Annotated in this window: 17 protein-coding genes and 1 pseudogene; 5 read left to right on the top strand and 13 right to left on the bottom strand. The window is 42.8% G+C overall.

Going from position 1 to position 18,367, the window contains the following annotated elements; all coding sequences use genetic code 11:
• Positions 1-31 precede the first annotated feature (31 nt).
• The 6 genes from M6D81_RS22670 to M6D81_RS22645 form a co-directional block, all read right to left on the bottom strand.
• Positions 32-1,681, bottom strand: a complete 1,650-nt coding sequence (locus M6D81_RS22670) for an FAD-dependent oxidoreductase (RefSeq protein WP_262679373.1) — start codon at positions 1,679-1,681, stop codon at positions 32-34.
• A gap of 31 nt (positions 1,682-1,712) precedes the next feature.
• A complete protein-coding gene (locus M6D81_RS22665) occupies positions 1,713-2,309 on the bottom strand; it encodes a methyltransferase domain-containing protein (RefSeq protein ID WP_262679371.1) in 597 nt (198 codons plus the stop codon).
• Positions 2,306-2,608 carry a rhodanese-like domain-containing protein gene (locus tag M6D81_RS22660; protein WP_262679369.1) on the bottom strand — a complete coding sequence of 101 codons (303 nt, stop codon included), beginning with the start codon at positions 2,606-2,608 and terminating at the stop codon, positions 2,306-2,308. The genes M6D81_RS22665 and M6D81_RS22660 overlap by 4 nt, the downstream gene beginning before the upstream one ends.
• A 21-nt stretch (positions 2,609-2,629) precedes the next feature.
• Positions 2,630-2,992 (bottom strand): rhodanese-like domain-containing protein, encoded by a 363-nt coding sequence (locus M6D81_RS22655; RefSeq protein WP_262679367.1) that lies wholly within the window; start codon positions 2,990-2,992, stop codon positions 2,630-2,632.
• A 71-nt stretch (positions 2,993-3,063) separates the two neighbouring features.
• Entirely contained in the window at positions 3,064-3,324 is a 261-nt protein-coding gene (locus tag M6D81_RS22650; RefSeq protein WP_262679366.1) for a metal-sensitive transcriptional regulator, read from the bottom strand.
• A gap of 149 nt (positions 3,325-3,473) precedes the next feature.
• On the bottom strand, positions 3,474-3,914 hold the full coding sequence (locus tag M6D81_RS22645; RefSeq protein ID WP_262679364.1) for an Lrp/AsnC family transcriptional regulator: 441 nt from the start codon (positions 3,912-3,914) through the stop codon (positions 3,474-3,476).
• 121 nt (positions 3,915-4,035) lie between these two features.
• On the opposite strand from M6D81_RS22645, the gene M6D81_RS22640 reads away from it, so the two are divergent.
• A complete protein-coding gene (locus tag M6D81_RS22640; protein WP_262679363.1) occupies positions 4,036-4,581 on the top strand; it encodes a cysteine hydrolase family protein in 546 nt (181 codons plus the stop codon).
• 74 nt (positions 4,582-4,655) lie between these two features.
• On the opposite strand, the pseudogene M6D81_RS22635 reads toward M6D81_RS22640, so the two are convergent.
• A pseudogene (locus M6D81_RS22635) lies at positions 4,656-5,239 on the bottom strand (beta-class carbonic anhydrase).
• A gap of 667 nt (positions 5,240-5,906) precedes the next feature.
• Here M6D81_RS22635 and M6D81_RS22630 point away from each other — a divergent pair.
• Positions 5,907-7,145: an IS110 family RNA-guided transposase gene (locus tag M6D81_RS22630; RefSeq protein WP_262679362.1), complete on the top strand. Its 1,239-nt coding sequence runs from the start codon at positions 5,907-5,909 to the stop codon at positions 7,143-7,145.
• A gap of 234 nt (positions 7,146-7,379) precedes the next feature.
• On the opposite strand, the gene M6D81_RS22625 is transcribed toward M6D81_RS22630, so the two are convergent.
• The 3 genes from M6D81_RS22625 to M6D81_RS22615 form a co-directional block, all read right to left on the bottom strand.
• Positions 7,380-9,797 carry a heavy metal translocating P-type ATPase gene (locus tag M6D81_RS22625; RefSeq protein WP_262679361.1) on the bottom strand — a complete coding sequence of 806 codons (2,418 nt, stop codon included), beginning with the start codon at positions 9,795-9,797 and terminating at the stop codon, positions 7,380-7,382.
• Between the two features lie 73 nt (positions 9,798-9,870).
• Positions 9,871-10,077, bottom strand: coding sequence for a copper chaperone CopZ (gene copZ / locus M6D81_RS22620; RefSeq protein ID WP_262679360.1), 207 nt, complete (start codon positions 10,075-10,077; stop codon positions 9,871-9,873).
• Positions 10,078-10,100: 23 nt separating this feature from the next.
• The gene (locus tag M6D81_RS22615) at positions 10,101-10,433 is read right to left on the bottom strand and encodes a metal-sensitive transcriptional regulator (RefSeq protein ID WP_262679359.1); all 333 of its coding nucleotides are present in this window, start codon (positions 10,431-10,433) and stop codon (positions 10,101-10,103) included.
• A 255-nt stretch (positions 10,434-10,688) separates the two neighbouring features.
• On the opposite strand from M6D81_RS22615, the gene M6D81_RS22610 reads away from it, so the two are divergent.
• The 3 genes from M6D81_RS22610 to M6D81_RS22600 all read left to right on the top strand — a co-directional run bounded on the left by M6D81_RS22610 (position 10,689) and on the right by M6D81_RS22600 (position 13,198).
• Complete coding sequence (locus M6D81_RS22610; protein ID WP_262679358.1) at positions 10,689-10,991, top strand: iron-sulfur cluster repair di-iron protein, ric; 303 nt, start codon at positions 10,689-10,691, stop codon at positions 10,989-10,991.
• Between the two features lie 40 nt (positions 10,992-11,031).
• Positions 11,032-12,888: a heavy metal translocating P-type ATPase gene (locus tag M6D81_RS22605; RefSeq protein ID WP_262679357.1), complete on the top strand. Its 1,857-nt coding sequence runs from the start codon at positions 11,032-11,034 to the stop codon at positions 12,886-12,888.
• Between the two features lie 76 nt (positions 12,889-12,964).
• Positions 12,965-13,198, top strand: a complete 234-nt coding sequence (locus M6D81_RS22600) for a heavy-metal-associated domain-containing protein (protein WP_262679355.1) — start codon at positions 12,965-12,967, stop codon at positions 13,196-13,198.
• 94 nt (positions 13,199-13,292) lie between these two features.
• Here M6D81_RS22600 and M6D81_RS22595 read toward each other — a convergent pair whose 3' ends face one another.
• From M6D81_RS22595 to M6D81_RS22585, 3 genes are all read right to left on the bottom strand, one after another.
• Positions 13,293-15,380 carry a heavy metal translocating P-type ATPase gene (locus tag M6D81_RS22595; RefSeq protein WP_262679354.1) on the bottom strand — a complete coding sequence of 696 codons (2,088 nt, stop codon included), beginning with the start codon at positions 15,378-15,380 and terminating at the stop codon, positions 13,293-13,295.
• Positions 15,381-15,689: 309 nt separating this feature from the next.
• The gene (locus tag M6D81_RS22590; RefSeq protein WP_486187836.1) at positions 15,690-18,011 is read right to left on the bottom strand and encodes a VirB4-like conjugal transfer ATPase, CD1110 family; all 2,322 of its coding nucleotides are present in this window, start codon (positions 18,009-18,011) and stop codon (positions 15,690-15,692) included.
• Positions 18,012-18,015: 4 nt separating this feature from the next.
• Positions 18,016-18,366: a PrgI family protein gene (locus tag M6D81_RS22585; protein WP_262679352.1), complete on the bottom strand. Its 351-nt coding sequence runs from the start codon at positions 18,364-18,366 to the stop codon at positions 18,016-18,018.
• Between the last annotated feature and the right edge of the window lies 1 nt (position 18,367).

Below are 18,367 nucleotides of genomic sequence, written 5' to 3'. Positions count from 1 at the left end.
CTCCCCTTTCCAAGTTTCCGCTCCTATGATTTTACGATTTATAATTAGCCATCCTATAGCTGCGGTATCCACCGGTCAAATCCTTAACCTTAAAGCCGTTCTGACTTAGAATGCGCGAAGCGATATACCCTCTTGCTCCAACCGCACAATACGTATAAATCTCTTTCTCTCGGTCCAACTCATGCATACGATTCCGAAGCTCATCAACCGGAACGTGAATCGCCCCTTCGATGAACCCGTCGTTAAATTCAGCTTCAGTACGTACATCAAGCAGGATTTGCTTTTCAAGGTCTATCGCGTCAATCTCCTTTAAGGTCACGACTTCCACAAGACCGTTTAGCACATTTTGCGCAAAATAGCCTGCCATATTCACCGGATCTTTCGCGGAAGAGAAGGGCGGCGCATACGAGAGTTCCAATTCGGTCAGATCGTGGATGGTTCCTTTTAATCGCAGCACGGTTGCGATAACATCGATTCGTTTGTCTACCCCTTCTTCACCGAAGGCTTGTGCTCCTAAAATGCGTCCTTCCTCATTAAACAGCAACTTTAGCGCGATCTGCTTGGCACCAGGATAATAGGTCGCATGAGAGCTCGGATGTACATAAACAACACGATAAGGAATATTTAAACGTGCGAGCGTTCGCTCATTGCTTCCAGTACTGGCGCCTGTAAGACTGAATATTTTAATAATGGCTGTACCTTGCGTTCCTTTATACGTCGATGGTAATCCACAAATCCGATCTGCTGCTATTCTACCTTGCTTATTCGCCGGTCCTGCGAGCGGAATAGCCCCTTGCGTACCAAGAACAAAATCCGTAATCTCCACTGCATCGCCAACCGCAAACACACCTTCTCGGTTAGTCTGCAAGGTCTCACCTACGATGATGTGGCCTCGTGCTCCCAATTCAATGCCGGAATCGCTAAGAAATTCCGTGTCCGGTTTCACACCGATTGCCAAGAGAACTAGATCAGCACGAACTGCCTGCCCGCTCTGCAATACAACACTGATCCCTTGCTCTTCTTCTCGAAAAGACTGTACGCCATCCCCCAGATAAAGCGCAACGCCATGGTCTTCCAGTTCCTTTTCCGCAATCGCAGCCATTTCAGAATCAAAGGGAGCAAGGATGTGAGGCGCTGCTTCTACTAAGGAAACTTCAAGCCCTCGTTCCCGCAGATTTTCCGCCATTTCCACACCGATATACCCGCCACCAACAACTACGGCACTCTGGACTCCTTCTTGATCCACCATCGCTTTAATCCGATCCGTGTCCTCCATATTGCGGAGTGTAAAAATTAGAGGGCTATCTATTCCCGGGATCGGCGGTTGCAACGGTTTAGCTCCGGGGGACAAAATGAGGTAATCATAATTCTCCTCATAGATTCCGCGTTCTTTACTATTTACAAGAACCTTCTTTTGCTCAGGATCGACTTGGATCACATCGCTTTGAATGCGTACATCCAGATTAAACCGAGCTTTCATACTCTCCGGTGTTTGCACCAACAACTTGGATCGTTCTTCAATGGTTTCTCCGATATAATAAGGAAGACCGCAATTTGCGAATGAAATATATCCCCCGCGCTCAAAAATAACAATCTCTGCCGTCTCATCCAGTCTGCGAAGTCTTGCTGCTGCGGAGGCTCCTCCCGCTACACCGCCTACAATCAGAATCTTTTTTGCCATCTGTAATCACCCTTCTTCCATTTTGATCATGTTACGGTTTTTGCCCAACAAATTGAATCACATGGGACAGCCCATGATGGAGTTCTCCTTCGTGACGAACAACCTCTCCCAAGAAAAAATGAACCATACGCCAATCTGCAAAAGTTTCTAAAATCTCTTCCGGTTTATATAAAAAATCCAGATTCTGCGGCCCGCCGCTGCCATAAGGGAGCTGATTATGGGAATATACCTCTGTCAAAAAATAACCACCCGGCTTCACAGCTTCCTTTACACCTCGAAGTGTTTTTTGCCGGAGCTCCGCTGGGAAATGGCCGAAAATACATACGATTTCATCCCACTTAGCGTTATCCCAATTGGCCTCATTCAAATCTATAAGTTCAGTCGAGACCACTACACCTCGTTCATCTGCAAGCTGTTTCGTTTTCACGAGTCCCGATTCTGCATAATCCCATGCCGTGACATTCATGCCCTGTTCCGCTAAGTAAACCGCATTACGCCCTTCCCCTTCGGCGATCGCTAAAGCATCACCGGAAACTTTTATTTTCTTCTGAAATTCCGTTAAAAAGACATTCGGTTCCTTGCCATACACGTAATTCTCTGTGCGAAAGCGAGTATCCCATTGGTTCATCCTATTACCACTTCCCCTTCCCAAGCAAGCATGCCTCCCTCCATGTTGATGACGTTAAAACCATGGCTTTCAAGAAATTCAGTTGCGCGACCACTTCTTCCGCCGGAACGGCAAACCATAATATATTCCTTGGCCTTATCTAATTCATGCATACGAAACTCAATGAGTCCTAGTGGAATATGCTTAGCTCCCGGAATTTTCCCTTCCGCTATTTCATCTGTTTCACGCACATCGATCATATTTAACATCTTTCCTTCTTCGATTAGAGACACCACTTGCTTCGCCGTTATTTCTTTCATCGTAATCCTCCTCGCAACTCATTAATGCCAAGCACTCATGCCACCTTTTACGTTAGCCACTTTTGTAAATCCCATTTTCTTCAGCTTCCTACTCGCTTGTTGGCTCCTCATCCCGCTTTGACAAATAACAATTACTTCTTTTTCCTTGGAAAGCTCCTGATCCCCTTTTTGTGAAAGTTGGTGGAGAGGAATATTTGTAAAACCTTTGATATGATTTCCGTTAAATTCACCCGGTGTTCGGACATCAATAAATTGCTTATCCTTGTTCTTTAGTTCCTTTTTCAACTCTGTTGTCGATAGTTGTCTAACCCCTTTTGTTGGTAAAGCTCGTTGCAAGATGAGAAACAAGAAAAAAGCAATAACGATGTAGGGTACGTATTCCACTTCTTAACCCCCTTTTTTTCATACCCTGATGGGTATTGAAATGAGTAAAAAAACATTCCACCCTAAAATGTTTACCTGCTTTTTACAAGCAAGTTAACAGCTTCTTTAATAAGTTCATCTGTTTTTTCTCCATTTTTCTCTACTGCTTGCACACATTCGACTAAGTTTGAACTTACAATCACACCGATTGTTCTATCAATCGCCGAACGAACAGCCGACAATTGCGTAATGACCTTTTTGCAATCTTGGTTCTCTTCCATCATCTTCAAAATTCCACGGAGTTGCCCTTCCATGCGTTTTACTCTATTTTTAAGTTGATCATTGTATTCCATAGAAATTCACCTCCTAAGCTTATTTTCTTGACCAGATTTATCTATAGTTTATAAGAAGTATTATTCACTGTTAAATATCATCTTATACCCGTGTGGGTATACTGTCAACTACTGAATTTGCCCCTATCGTTTAGGTGTAATCCCTTTTGTTATAGGGCAGTCAATGGATTTTGTAGTTTAATCTCTTGTATGGAAAGATATACAGCATAGTTCCCAAACTCAAGCATTTTTTCAAGAAATGAATTCAATTGTTCTTGAGAGTTAACCATTATCTTTAAGTGGTAACAACCTTCTCCCGATACTCGGTGGACTTCCAATACTTCATTTCGATCATTCATTAACCTTATAAATGAACCATGGTTTGCCGTTTTCATATAAATAATGACGAACGCTGTGTAAGTAAGTCCTATTTTCAATTCATCAACTATTACAGAGTAGGCTTTAATTACACCACTTTCCTCCAGTTTTTTTATACGATTCCCTACCGCCTGTCCTGTCATATGAATTTGTTCCCCTAGGTCTTTCCATTGAATACGTGAGTTTTCGGATAGTAACCGAAGGATCTGAAAATCAACATGATCAAGTTCCATAGTAGATTCCTTTCGCCGTGAAATTTTTTAAGGTAAAAGTGTTTCGCCAACTTATCGATAAAAATCAATATACGATATATGATTATAATGTACCAAAATACTCTAAACGAGGTGGAGAACAATGAGCACAGCTCTAATTATTGTAGATATTCAAAATGACTACTTTCCAAATGGAAAGATGGAATTAAGTAACCCCGAGAAAGCAGCCGCTAATGCTGCGAAAGTACTTGAATGGTTTAGGCAAAATCACAAAGATAACATTTTCCATGTCCAACATATCGCAGCTGATCCTAGGTTAGGGTTCTTTCTTCCAGATACGGAAGGAGTAGAAATTAATAACGCTGTTTTGCCATTAGAAAGCGAAAGCATTATCAAAAAACATTTCCCCAACAGCTTTCTAAAGACTGAATTGGAAAGTAAATTAAAAGAAAAAGAAGCAACAAAGGTAGTGGTTGTCGGTATGATGACACATATGTGTATTGACGCCACAGTCAGAGCCGCAGTGGATCTTGGCTATGAAACAACACTAATTGAAGATGCATGTGCAACGAGAGACTTATCCTACCAAGATAAGGTCGTTCCAGCTGAACAGGTTCATTATGCGTTTGTCAGTGCACTTGACGGAATGTATGCGACTGTAACTTCTACCGAAGATTTCTTGCAATAAAAAGCTGTCAAATCATAATGAACCACTAAAAGTAAAAGGCTGTCCAGAATCATTTTTGGGACAGCCTTTATTCATTATAGTTTGTTTCGTTTTTCGATATAGGCATTTCCATCCGATAAAAGATCCAGTAGTCCTGTCTTTGGATCCATGACAAGACCATGTACAGGAATTGTTTTTGCTATTAAGGGGTGATTTCGAACGACATCACAACTTTTTAACACACTTGTTTTCACATCGCCGAAGCCGCGGAGCCAACTGTTAATATCATGTGATGAGTATTTTAAATATCAAACGTTTCATCCGAAATACCGCGTTCTTTCATATGTTTAATCATGGTTTCCGAATCCACTGCGCTCATACCACAATCATAGTGACCGACAACGAAAACTTCTTCTGCATTTAATTCATAAAGCGCAACGAGTATACTACGCATAATACTTCCAAATGGATGGTTTACGATGGCCCCTGCACTCTTTACAATTTTCACGTCACCATTACGTAGATTCATCGACTTTGGTAATAATTCAACAAGACGCGAATCCATACAGGATAAAACAACTAGCTTTTTATTTGGATATTTCGTTGTAATGTAGGGTTCATACCCTTTCTCTTCAACGAATTGACCGTTGAATTCCAATATATCCGTTAGTAAAGACATGCCGTTCCCCCTCGTATAATAGTATTTGTAAGATCATTTCGATCTTTTCCCAGCTGATCCGGACAGTTGGAAGAGGATCGAATACATTTCCAGTTGGGGCCCCATCTGGAGGGCAATGCCGAACCCGTACCGCAGCCTGTAAGGCGAGGAACGGAAGTCGGGGCTCAGGTTTGAAAGAAGCTTCAGCTTCCTCATTCCCGATTTACCCGTTTCACCTGTTTTATCGTTCTACCTCGAATGAGGAAGCTGAAGTGAAATAGCTATCTTCATTGCTGCTGATTCCCAGCTGCACTTCTTTGTCATGCGCTCTTTGAAAACTTCATACCTGTAGCCGCTAGATGAGCCATGTCCTCATCGTCAATCATCGGCTATAGACTTCTCAGACCTGCCTGTGGAACAATGGGATTAACAAGCACCTCTCAGGAAATTTCTTATCCCCCTTGCTGGCCAAGCTCTTGCTTGCGTACTGCTGTGAAAGCCTGCTACCCGTGATCCATCACTCATGTTCTAACCGCTGGATGCGCCTCCCTTGACGTCCGGGGCGTAGCACCCATCAATTGTCGGACGCTTGCGGATGAGTGCTAATGACGAGGCTGAAGTCGGTGGTTTCCACGGGCACCCAGGTCTGAGTTTTTGCTTGATTCTCTAAACAATAGGAGGTGATTCTATGTCACCAATGCTGATTGGAATAGACGTTAGCTTAAAGTCTCACCATGTACAATTCATGGATGGGACAGGTACATCACTAGCTTCCTTTGCCGTGCCCAATGATCAAGCAGGAGCGGATACGCTCATTCACAAGATGTTGGACACCGCTTCGAAAGCAGAAGCGCGAGAGCTTCGCATCGGGATGGAGGCGACCTCCAATCTCGGCTGGCATCTTGCTCACTATTTGAAAACCGAGCTTCAGGGATATGAACCTAACATTCAATCCCAGATTTATGTCTTAAATGCGCGAAAAGTGGCCAAGTTCAAGAAGGGCTACGAAGCTCTTCCCAAGAATGACCGCATCGATGCCTGGGTGATTGCAGACCATCTGCGATTTGGACGACTGCCTCATGAGATGAAAGACATCATCCAATACGAAGCCTTGCAGCGCCTCACCCGCACGCGGTTTTACTTGATCAATAACATCAAACGAGACAAGACCTTTTTCCTGAATCAGGTCTTTTTAAAGTTTAGTGGCATGCGCCAAGACAATCCGTTTTCTAATACGTTCGGCAACACCTCGCTTGCTGTGATTCAAGAGCTAGAGCCTGAACAAATTATGACGATGTCTGTTGAAGAACTTATTTCCTTCTTACAAGACAAGGGTAAAAACAAGTTCGACAATCCCGAGGAGATCGCTGCGTATCTAAAGAAGATCGCACGAACCTCTTACCGACTAGATAAAGCGATGAGCGATCCCGTGAATATCTCCATGGCAACAACGCTGAGTGTGATTCAGCACTTGGAATCCGAGGTCAAGAAACTTGACAAAGAGATCGCCAAAATTATGAGGGGGATCCCACAGACACTTACTTCCGTCAAGGGAATAGGCCCCGTCTTTGCTGCTGGAATACTTGCGGAAATTGGCGGTATTGACCGCTTCCGTGATCACAACGCTTTAGCTAAGTATGCGGGGCTCGTTTGGAGCCAGCACCAGTCTGGCGAGTTCGAAGCCGATGAAACCTACCGTATGCGAACAGGGAACAAATACTTGCGTTATTATTTGGTCCAAGCTGCAGACTCCGTACGTAAGAATGACGCTGAGTACGCTGAGTTTTACAAAAAGAAACATGTTGAAGTACCGAAGCACAAGCACAAAAGAGCACTCGTCCTTTCTGCACGAAAATTGGTACGGTTGGTATTCATGCTACTGAAGACCAACACCCTGTACACACCACCTGAGAGGAGGAATCCATAGATTTACCGGATTCTTACACTTCTTACAGTTCACCCACGCTTAATGCCTGTCTGAAAATTACGACAACATGGTGGGTCTAGCTTAGTGATCCCTTTTTTCGTGTTATTTGCCACTTTCGACTTTTATTTTTCCAATTTCACAAAACTAACTACTTGACATTACACCGCTGGGCTAACTTCCATTTGTTTTTCAGCTATAAAACCGCCAATACATGAATCTATTTTATATGGTTATTTACTTTTCTAATTTCACTCTTTGTAAACGCAATGCGTTTAATACGACCGATACGGAACTGAAGGCCATCGCTGCACCCGCAACCCATGGAGCGAGCAGCCCAATTGCTGCGATTGGAATCCCGAGCGTATTGTAGCCAAATGCCCAGAATAAGTTTTGTTTAATGTTACGCATCGTTTTACGACTCATGATGATCGCATCGGCAATGCTATTTAAATCCCCACGAATGAGGGTTACATCGGCCGCTTCCATCGCTACGTCCGTACCTGTACCAATCGCCATCCCAATATCCGCTGTAGCTAACGCTGGTGCGTCATTAATGCCATCGCCAACCATGGCCACTTTTTTACCCTGGTCTTGCAATTTTTTCACTTCTTCTGCCTTCCCTTCCGGAAGGACTTCCGCAATGACTGCATCAATGCCGACCTCTTTACCAATCGCTTGTGCTGTACGCTCGTTATCCCCTGTCATCATAATGACTTTGATGCCCATTTCATGTAACCGACGCACCGCTTCTCGCGATGTCTCTTTTACAGTATCGGCTACAGCAACGAGCCCGGCGTATTTTCCATCAATTGCAGCTAACATCGCTGTTTTACCATCGCTCTCTAATTGCTCCATCGTAGCAAGAACCGGCGAAACCTCGATTCCATATTGTTGCATCAGTTTGCGTGTACCAATGACAACGGCTTGACTTGAAACCGTTGCTTGCACGCCGTAACCCGGGACCGCTTCGAAATATTGAACGTTGGCAAGTTCTATGCCCTTCTCTTGAATCCCTTGCACAATGGCCTCCGCTAAGGGGTGTTCGGATTGTTTCTCTGCTGCGCCGATTAAGGACAAAAACTTTTCTTCTTCTTGACCATCAGCCAACACAACATCTGTTAATACAGGTTTACCATGGGTCACTGTACCCGTTTTATCCACAACAACGGTGTCAATGCTTTGGGTTTGCTCTAAATACTCGCCACCTTTGAACAAAATGCCAAATTCAGCTGCGCGACCAGAACCTGCCATAATTGATGTTGGTGTAGCAAGACCAAGCGCGCAGGGACACGCGATCACAAGGATCGTAATAAATACTTCTAAGGCCGGCGTCACTTCGCCTGGACGAATCCACAAGATCCAGACAAGAAAGGAGATGATCGCAATGCCAACAACGATGGGCACGAATATACCCGATATTTTGTCTGCTAAACGCTGGATTTCCGCTTTTGAACCTTGCGCATCTTCAACGACTTTAATAATTTGCGCTAACGCGGTGTCACGTCCAATTTTTGTTGCTTTCATTTGAATAAAACCATTTTTATTTATTGTTGCGCCGAATAACCGATCCCCTTGCTTTTTATCTACCGGCAGACTTTCCCCCGTTAGCATTGACTCATCTACCGCTGTATTCCCTTCTAACATTTCACCGTCGACTGGGATCTTTTCTCCTGGTTTCACTAAGATAGTGTCTCCGATCACGACTTCTTCTAAGGGAATTTCTTGTTCAACACCCTCACGTACAACCGTCGCGGTTTTTGCTTGTAAGCCCATTAATTTTTTAATCGCTTCGGACGAACGACCTTTAGCTTTGGCTTCAAAATACTTCCCTAGAACAATGAGTGTAATCAGTACCGCACTTGTTTCAAAGTACAGGTGTGGCTCTTGTAGTGTACCGGTCGTGACGATCGCTTGATACACACTGTAGAAATAAGCTGCGGATGTACCCATCGCAACGAGCACGTCCATGTTTGCAGCCCCATTACGCAGCGATTTATAAGCACCGACATAAAACTGCTTCCCGATAATAAACTGCACCGGTGCAGCAAGCGCCATTTGCACCCACGGATTCATTAAGAACTCCGGCAGATATAGAAACGATGTAAATGAAAAGTGCCCGACCATCGTCCATAATAAAGGTAGTGATAAAATGGCCGAAATAATAAATTTCCGTTTCTGGTCTTGAATCGCCTTTTCACGGTAATCGACCTGTTCTTTATCATCTTGCTTCTGGTGTGCACCGTAACCAAGCTGCTCTACCTTCGCAATAATGTCTGCAATCGTTACTTCTGACGGGTTAAATTCGATGGTTGCTCTCTCAAGCGCTAAATTGACAGTCGCCGAGGCAATGCCTTCCATTTTATTCAACCCTTTTTCAATCCCTAACGAACAGTTTGCACAAGTCATGCCTGTAATATCAAATTCCGCTTTTTGTTTCACAACGCCGTAGCCAAGTGCTTCAATTTTCTTTTCTAGATCTGATACACTCAGTTTGGACGGATCATATTTGATCGCCGACTTTTCTAACGCAAGGTTGACGGAAGCTTGCTCGACACCATCCATTTTATTCAACCCTTTTTCAATACCCGTCGCACACGCTGCACAAGTCATGCCTGTAATTTGTATGCTTGCTTCTTTTACTTCTTTACTCATGATCCTTCACGCCTTTCATATACCGATGGGGGGTATGTTAAATTGAAAATGAGAGAGTGCTTTAAAAGCACTCTTATTTTACCTCATATCCTTGATCTTCAATCGTTTCTTTGATTTTATCAAGTGATACTTGTGATTCGTTGTAAGATACTTCTACCTTCGCACTGTCTAAATTTACACGGACTTGGTTAACGCCTTCTAATTGACCGACGCCTCCCTCAATTTTTTTCACACAATGTCCACATGACATACCTTGTACGTTTAATGTTATATTTTCCATGTTTTCTCTCTCCTTTAATTACGTTATTTTTTCATCAACTTTTGAATCGTCACAACTAATTCATCCAATATCTCGTCATCACCTTCTGTTAGCCGATCGACTACACAACCCTTTAGATGACCTTCCAATAAAATGCTAGCTACACTATTTAACGCAGATTGTGTGGCAGAAATTTGTGTGATCACATCGTCGCAATACACGTCTTTGTCGATCATCCCTTTGATCCCTCGAATTTGACCTTCGATCCGATTTAATCGTGAAGTTAAATTCTTCTTCACGCGTTCCGGATGATGACTTTTCCGATGAGAACCAGTATGCTCTGGGTGACAAGCTGCTGCTTCCTCTATGGCTGCCATTCGCATAACCTCCTATTCCTAACTTAAGTGTATATTACCATACCTATGTAGGGTATGTAAAGTGTTGAATTAAAATTTTTACTACAAAACTATTCTTTCCACTAACATGGCATTAAAACCTTTAGAACCACTTTGTGAAAACAGAGAAACACATGAATGTTGACCTAGGTCAAGTTAATCTCATTTGGTTCATGATAAAATAAAATTAAACCAGAAACAATAAATCACAATAAAACAAGGAAGAAGGAGAAAACAATGACAAACCAATTAACATTTAACCAAGTAACGGAAAGTCATTTTAAAACTTTATCGCAATATGTACCAGTTGTAGCACGTGTTCACGGAGCGAATCACCCAGAGTTTCATGAAGTGCGGACATTAGTTGAAACCATCATCAAGGAAACGAAAAAAACAGGTGAAGAAAAACCTAAATTAAATGAGGAATTTGCTAAATTACGTGAGATTACAACGAACTATACGATTCCAGGTGATGTATGCGAAAGCTATGAAGCGGTATATAACTTGTTGGCTGAAGTAGATCAAGCTTACCAAGCATAAACAAATGAGTTAAGTGAAAAAATGGGGAGGAGAGATTACGTTGCAAAAGTTTATTTTAGGCATGAAAAATCAAATCACACTCATAAGTGCGCTATTAATTACCTTAGCCTTTACTAGTAAATTCGGTTTTGATCAGGTAGGACTATTTACTTGGGCGTTAATGGTCGCTTCTATTTTAGGAATTGCACCTATTGCCATCCAAGCGTATCAGGCGTTGAGAGTCAAGGTTGTCAGTATCGATGTGTTGGTTACGATCGCAGTAATCGGGGCATTTTTAATTAAGAACTTTGAAGAATCAGCTATTGTCACCTTTTTATTCCTATTTGGTGCTTATCTAGAATTGCGTACATTAAATAAAACACGCTCAGCTATCAAAGAATTAACTGAGCTGGCGCCAGAAAGTGCTTTGAAGCAAATGGAAAATGGTGAATTTGCAGAAGTTGAAGTTGATGATATTGACGTCGGAGATATTTTACTTGTTAAAACCGGCGCAAAGGTGCCCGTTGACGGTACTGTTTTAACGGGAGAAGGGCATATTAACGAAGCCAGTATAACCGGTGAGTCGCTTCCCGTAACTAAAAAGAAAGATTCGCAAGTGTACGCTGGAACGATTTTGGAAAATGGTACGGTGCAAATTGTTGCGGATCGTGTAGGTGAAGATACTACTTTTGGGAAAATTATTGAGTTAGTGGAAGAAGCACAAGATTCAAAATCAGAGGCTGAACGTTTTATTGATCGTTTCTCGAAATATTACACGCCAGCGGTTCTAGTTCTAGCCTTTATTGTCTGGTTGTTTTCGCGGAATATTGAACTTGCCATTACCATCTTAGTTTTGGGATGCCCCGGAGCCCTGGTAATCGGTGTACCCGTTTCAAACGTTGCAGGCATCGGCAATGGTGCGCGAAACGGTGTTTTGCTCAAAGGTAGTGAAGTGATTCAAGATTTCAGGAAGGTCGATACGATGGTATTTGACAAAACAGGTACATTAACGATAGGGAATCCTAAAGTGACAGAGCAAGAAGTTTATACAAATAACGCGGAAGAAGTATTGGGTTACTTAGCAAGTGTCGAAAAAGAATCAGATCATCCTTTAGCAAAAGCCGTTGTCGAACATATTGGTGATATAGACTTATATACAGTGGACAAAACAGACGTTGTAAAAGGTGGCGGCATTGTAGCACAAGTAGACGGACATAGCATTGCAGTCGGTAATGTTGCGTTGATGGAGCAGGAAAATGTACAGTTAAATGAAAAAGTTCGGGCAGATATTGCCAGGTTCGAACGAAATGGAAATTCGCTTGTGCTCACATCCGTTGATGGTGAATTGAAAGTACTTATGGGCATTCGCGATCAAATTCGCCCAGATGTAAAAGAAGTGCTGCAAAGGTTAAAAAAATTAGGTGTGAAAAATCTTATTGTTCTATCCGGAGATAATCAAGGGACTGTCGATTTAGTTGCAAGTGAACTTGGCCTTACCGAAGCGCATGGACACATGCTGCCGGAAGACAAATCAGCTTATATTAAAGAGCTACAAACGCAAGGCCAAATCGTAGCATTCGTAGGAGATGGCGTAAATGATAGTCCTTCGCTAGCGCTAGCTCAAATTGGCATCGCCATGGGAAGCGGTACAGATGTAGCGATTGAAACTTCGGATGTGGTCTTAATGAATTCTGATTTCAATCGCTTACCCCACGCATTAGGTTTAACCAAAGCTACATTTAATAACATGCGGCAAAACATAATCATCGCAGTGGGCGTTGTTGTCGTCCTACTTACCAGTGTATTCCTCAGTGAATGGATGAACATGTCGATCGGGATGTTAGTGCATGAAGCGAGTATATTAGTCGTCATTGTAAACGGCATGAGATTGCTTCGTTATAGAAATAGAAAAATCTAAAACTTGATGTAGATCAATTTTTATTTTGCTAGACTGCTTTATACTATAAGTAAGATAAAGAAAAGGAGAGATTAGAATGAAAAACGCAACGATCCAATTAGAAGCCTTAACTTGTCCTTCTTGCATACAAAAAATAGAAGGTGCGGTAAAATCACTAGATGGCGTAGATAAAGAAAGTGCAAGTGTATTATTTAACTCCAGCAGAGTGAAATTAAGCTTTGATGATGAAAAAGTATCGATTGAAGAGATCGAAAATGCGATTGATAAACTAGGCTATGAGGTTAAAAAATCGCGAGTAAAAGCGGTATGAACCAACCGCACACATGCAGAAACGAGTAAAACCCGATCACCACCAAGAAAAGGTGGCGCTCGGGTTTTTCACTTTAGGATTCATTGCTAAGTTTTTAATCAATCTTCAACAATTGCGCATTAATGGCCACGATAATTGTACTTAATGACATGACAACGGCTCCGATCGCGGGTGTTATAAAGATACCGATATGATACAAGACACCTGCTGCTAACGGGATGGCTAAAATATTATAGCCTGCCGCCCACGCCAAGTTTTGTACCATTTTTCTGTAGCTTGCTTTCGATAGCTTCACAATATTTACGATGTCAACAGGGTCGCTATTGACTAAAACAACATCCGCTGTCTCGATGGCAACATCTGTACCGGCACCAATTGCAATCCCTAAATGAGCTTCAGCCAAGGCAGGAGCGTCATTAATTCCATCACCGATCATGGCAACATTGTTGTTGCCTTCTTTCAGTTTTTTCACATGATCGGATTTCTCATGTGGAAGAACCTCAGCGATGACTTTTGATATACCCAGTTTTTCACCTACATAATTCGCAACGCGGCGATTATCTCCTGTCATCATCACGGTTTCAATGCCCCGATCATTTAAATGCTTGATGACTTCATATGAGGATTCTCGAATGATGTCGGCTAAAGCAATCATGCCTTGCAATTCGTTATCCTTTAGAACAAATACGACTGTTTTTCCTTGTTGTGCCAATTTTTCATACGTCTCTTTATCGAATGCGATTTGATTCGTTCTCATCGCCCCCGGGCTTATCACTGCGATTTCGGAGCCGTTCACGTCAGCCGTTAATCCTTTCCCGGTTAAATTTCTATAATTCGTTACATCGTATAGCTCTAAATTGCGAGCTTTTCCTTCTTTCACAATCCCTTTTGCAATGGGATGATCGGATTGTGTCTCCACTGAATAAGCTAACTTTAATAATTCCTCTTCACTAACCGTATTACTAGGGTGAATATCCGTTACACCGAAATTTCCTTCTGTAAGAGTACCTGTTTTATCAAACACCACTCGATCCAGCTTCCAAGCACTTTCGAATGGGATACGGTTACGAATCAACAACCCCTTTTTAGCAGCTATTGACGTTGATCTTGAAGTGACTAGCGGCATCGCCAGACCCAGTGCATGCGGACAAGCGATAATCAGCACGGTAACCATTCTTTCTAAAGCAAAATCAAAATCACCCGTTGTTCCCCAGTAGGCCATCGTAATGATGCCAGAAACGACCGCTACATAGAAGAGCCATTTCGCTGCAATATCTGCAAACCCTTGAGCTTTAGATTTCGTGTTCTCTGCATCGCGCACCAACTGGATCACTTGGGCTAAATATGTATCATTGCCCGTTTTGTTTACCTTGATTTTTAATACCCCTTCGCCATTAACGGCTCCACCGATGGCTTTCATGCCAGGTCCTTTCTCTACAGGAACGGATTCCCCTGTTAACATGGACTCGTCGACAGTAGATTGCCCTTCGAAAATGACACCATCCAGTGGTATCTTCTCACCTGACTTCACTAGAATCTCGTCTCCGGGATGTAATTCTTCAACGGATACTTCTACAATGTTTCCAGAAGCATCAATTTTATGGGCTTCTTTCGGCATCAGTTTAATTAATTCTTCGAGTGCCTTTGAAGCGCCCATGATTGATCTCATTTCTATCCAGTGACCTAACAGCATAATGATAATTAAAGACGCCAACTCAAAGTAAAAATCACTTCCCGCAATAAAGAAAGCTGTTAACGTACTATAAACGTAGGCCGTTATAATAGCTAACGAGATTAACAGCATCATCCCTGGTGCTTTTACTTTTATTTCATCCCATGCGCCAAGTAAAAACGGTTTTCCTCCATAGAAAAAAACAATGGTTGAGAGTAAAAATAATAATACCGTGTTACCTGTAAAAGTCACTTCATAATGAAATAGCATTTGGATCATAGGTGATAGATACGTTAAGGGTATCGTTAAAATGATAGATATCCAGAAACGTTTTTTGAAATCATCGATCATATGCTCATGATGACCGGCATGGCCTCCTCCATGTCCATGTCCATGGCCTGAAAGATCATGTCCATCGTGATTTTGGTGACTTCGGTGATGGTGCTCATGGTGTTCGTGATGATGTTCACGGTGATTGTGCTTACTTTTCTCACTATTACGATTTGTCATTGTTATCACCCCTTCTAGTAGATACTTGGAATCAAGTCCTTTTAAATATTTTGCACAAGGGATCTCCTTCTTATTCCAAGTATAGTATACCACTCCCCTGATGTTTGTATAAAGCATGTATTCCGTACTTATAAATACAATATGTTTATGACCAACAAGTAGTTTCCTGTTTTTTTAAATCTAATTCCGAACGGTTCATTCGCATTTAATCTGGTTTATCCATTTGTTGAAGCGGTGTCACTTTTAACTCAATTTTAAAGTACTGATGCGGCTGGCGAAACCACACTCAACCGCATCAGTAACGTAGCTTTATTCCCCCGGCTTCGTTGTCATCAACTGATACAACTTCGTGTTTCGCGGAAACTTATCCGTAAACGGCACAAGGGAACTACCCACCTTCATCAAACCGTTACCAGCATCTACATTGGTCATGTAGGACAGCTGCAAATCCGAAATATTGAGAAGCTCTGCCAATTCCTTGCGATCGGTACTGGCTTGGTTCAACATCACAATAAATTCGCTGTTGGCGAGCATTGTACGGGCTGTGTGGCTTTGCAACAGATCATCCACATTTTGCGTAATCCCCGTACAAAAAGCGCCATATTTCCGAACCCGCTTCCAGAGCGTGAACAGAAAATTAGCGCTGTATTCATGTTGGAACAGCAAGTAGATTTCGTCAATGAAAATAAACGTATTTTTCCCTTTGGCACGATTTTGTGTAATTCGATTAAGAATACTGTCGAGTACGACAAGCATCCCGATGGGAAGAAGCTGCTTACCCAAATCGAGAATATCGTAGCAAATGAACCGGTTATCAACATTCACGTTGGTAGGTTTGGCAAACGTGTTCAAACTGCCGGAGGTAAACAATTCAATCGCCAAAGCAATGTCCTGCGCTTCCGGCTCGGATTGCTTTAACAGCTCAGCATGGAAATCTTGCAGGGTAGGCGGCTGCCCCTTGTAATTACTTTGCAAATATTTGCGGTATACGCTTGCCGTGCAGCGGTCGATCAGTGACTTTTCCTTCGCTCCTAGCGGATAGCCGCCCATTAATTGCTCGCATAATGAAAGCACAAATTCAGACTTAAGTATGATCGGGTTAGCTCCATCCGCATATTGTCGGTTGATGTCCATCGCATTGATATGATTCGTCGAAGTTGAAGAGATATGAATCGTTTCACCGCCAAGCGCGGCGACTAAAGCGGAATACTCGCGTTCGGGATCGATCAGGATAATATCATCATCGTTAGATAGTACGAGATTGACAATCTCTCGCTTCGCCGTAAAGCTCTTGCCCGACCCAGACACGCCTAGTATGAAGCTATTTCCGTTTAATAATTGTTTGCGGTTAGCAATAATCAGATTTTTACTAATGACATTTTGACCATAGTAAATACCGCCTGGATGAATAACCTCTTGTGCCCGGAAAGGAATAAAGACAGCGGTGCTTTCCGTGGTCAAGGTTCGAAGCGCATGCACCTTGCGAAGACCGTATGGGAGCACTGTATTTAAACCGTCCATTTGCTGAAAGGTCAGCGGAGCAAATTGGCATAAATGTTTGCGTGCCGTTGTCAGTAAGGCTTCTGTATCGTTATCCAGTTGTTCTTTGCTCTCCGCAATATGCACCATGGTCAAAAGCCCAAACATCATCCGCTGGTCGCGAGTCGTTAAATCGTCCAGAAATTCCTTGCTTTCTTTGCGCTGCTGTTCCATATCGTAAGGGACAACGGCCGAAAAGTTATTATGCTTGTTTTGCCGCCGCTGCCAGTTGGTAATGTTTGTCTCCACGCCAAGTAAACGGTTTTCCACTTCGCGCACCGCCTCATCTGTTGGAATTGGAATGACGTCAAGAGACAGCAGCAGATTCCGATTCAAGTCACACAGTTCCGCTACCATGCTGTCTTTAATATAGCTGGCATACTCTCGAAGAAAGATGACTCTCCCATAATACTTGCCCATCCGAAAATGATCTCGCTCGAACTCAAACGTATCCGGGCAAATATAATCCTTAAAACTATGTCCTTTTTGAATCATCGCGGACAAGTCCAAATGAAAATCGGCTTCCTCGCCAATACGATAAAAGTCATGCAATATGCGTAGTCGATCTATCGCATCCAGTTCTTCACAAGATGAACCAAGACGGGAGAAATGCGCCATCAACTCCGACCCGATTCTGGTAAAGTATTGACGAGCTTCTTCCACATTCTTTTTGAAAATGGATATCGTCATGTACTTCTCCTGGAACGTGCCGTTTGCCCCAACGGATTTACCCAGCAACATCTGGTTGTATTCCTCACGATATAGATCCAGATCATCCTGACGTGACGGAATGAGGACTGAACCTTCAAATTGGGTTCGGTTAAGTCGCCGGTTATGAATCGTAATCTTCGTTGTCGCCCCGCTATCAAACGAATTAAGCAACTCGCCATAACCAAGAAACATCGCTTCCTTATCCTCTCTGGAAGCCGCGGCATAGTTGATATCATCAAAGCGAAACGATTTAGAAAACTTGTTCCCAACAAAAAAAATCCCGTCCGGCCAAATGGCTCGAATCGGGATGGCTTGTTGTACGCTCTTTGGAATGACAAACCGTTCCTTATCCTGTTTTAAAGTTCTTTTAAGTGTTTTCAAAAACTCACTCTCCTTGCTCATGACGCTGAATGTTTTGTTTCAGCACTTTGTAATAAAGGTTAGTAGAATGAAAAGTTAGAAGCTTCGGCATTAAAAATTCTGATTTAATATAAGCCCAAAGCAGTTGTTCTGCTGTCATGCCGTGATAACGAATGAAGCCGAGCGCGGCACAAGGAGCAGCCCCTAAAATGCACATCCAGCTGAGCGTCTCCACACCAAACCGTCCCCGCAATCCAAAATACAGACCAATCGCCAAAATGATGGCCAAAACAGAAAAAAAGAACTGTCGCAAAGACAGTCCAAAGAATAAACTTTCGGTATATTCCCGGATTTCCCGGTTGATCTTTACTTCCATC

The sequence above is a fragment of the Paenibacillus sp. J5C2022 genome (assembly GCF_025567625.1).
GTDB lineage: Bacteria > Bacillota > Bacilli > Paenibacillales > Paenibacillaceae > Pristimantibacillus.
The sequence above is the reverse complement of the archived record's forward strand: the minus strand, read 5'-3'. Positions and strand labels throughout refer to the sequence as shown.

What these genes read in the sequence shown, in the direction of transcription:
- M6D81_RS22595 (WP_262679354.1), bottom strand. Translation starts at nt 15,380, where the DNA reads ATGACAAATCGTAATAGTGAGAAAAGTAAGCACAATCACCGTGAACAT.
- M6D81_RS22600 (WP_262679355.1), top strand. Translation starts at nt 12,965, where the DNA reads ATGAAAAACGCAACGATCCAATTAGAAGCCTTAACTTGTCCTTCTTGC.
- copZ (WP_262679360.1), bottom strand. Translation starts at nt 10,077, where the DNA reads ATGGAAAATATAACATTAAACGTACAAGGTATGTCATGTGGACATTGT.
- M6D81_RS22670 (WP_262679373.1), bottom strand. Translation starts at nt 1,681, where the DNA reads ATGGCAAAAAAGATTCTGATTGTAGGCGGTGTAGCGGGAGGAGCCTCC.
- M6D81_RS22660 (WP_262679369.1), bottom strand. Translation starts at nt 2,608, where the DNA reads ATGAAAGAAATAACGGCGAAGCAAGTGGTGTCTCTAATCGAAGAAGGA.
- M6D81_RS22615 (WP_262679359.1), bottom strand. Translation starts at nt 10,433, where the DNA reads ATGGCAGCCATAGAGGAAGCAGCAGCTTGTCACCCAGAGCATACTGGT.
- M6D81_RS22630 (WP_262679362.1), top strand. Translation starts at nt 5,907, where the DNA reads ATGTCACCAATGCTGATTGGAATAGACGTTAGCTTAAAGTCTCACCAT.
- M6D81_RS22645 (WP_262679364.1), bottom strand. Translation starts at nt 3,914, where the DNA reads ATGGAACTTGATCATGTTGATTTTCAGATCCTTCGGTTACTATCCGAA.
- M6D81_RS22610 (WP_262679358.1), top strand. Translation starts at nt 10,689, where the DNA reads ATGACAAACCAATTAACATTTAACCAAGTAACGGAAAGTCATTTTAAA.
- M6D81_RS22625 (WP_262679361.1), bottom strand. Translation starts at nt 9,797, where the DNA reads ATGAGTAAAGAAGTAAAAGAAGCAAGCATACAAATTACAGGCATGACT.
- M6D81_RS22665 (WP_262679371.1), bottom strand. Translation starts at nt 2,309, where the DNA reads ATGAACCAATGGGATACTCGCTTTCGCACAGAGAATTACGTGTATGGC.
- M6D81_RS22585 (WP_262679352.1), bottom strand. Translation starts at nt 18,366, where the DNA reads ATGGAAGTAAAGATCAACCGGGAAATCCGGGAATATACCGAAAGTTTA.
- M6D81_RS22650 (WP_262679366.1), bottom strand. Translation starts at nt 3,324, where the DNA reads ATGGAATACAATGATCAACTTAAAAATAGAGTAAAACGCATGGAAGGG.
- M6D81_RS22640 (WP_262679363.1), top strand. Translation starts at nt 4,036, where the DNA reads ATGAGCACAGCTCTAATTATTGTAGATATTCAAAATGACTACTTTCCA.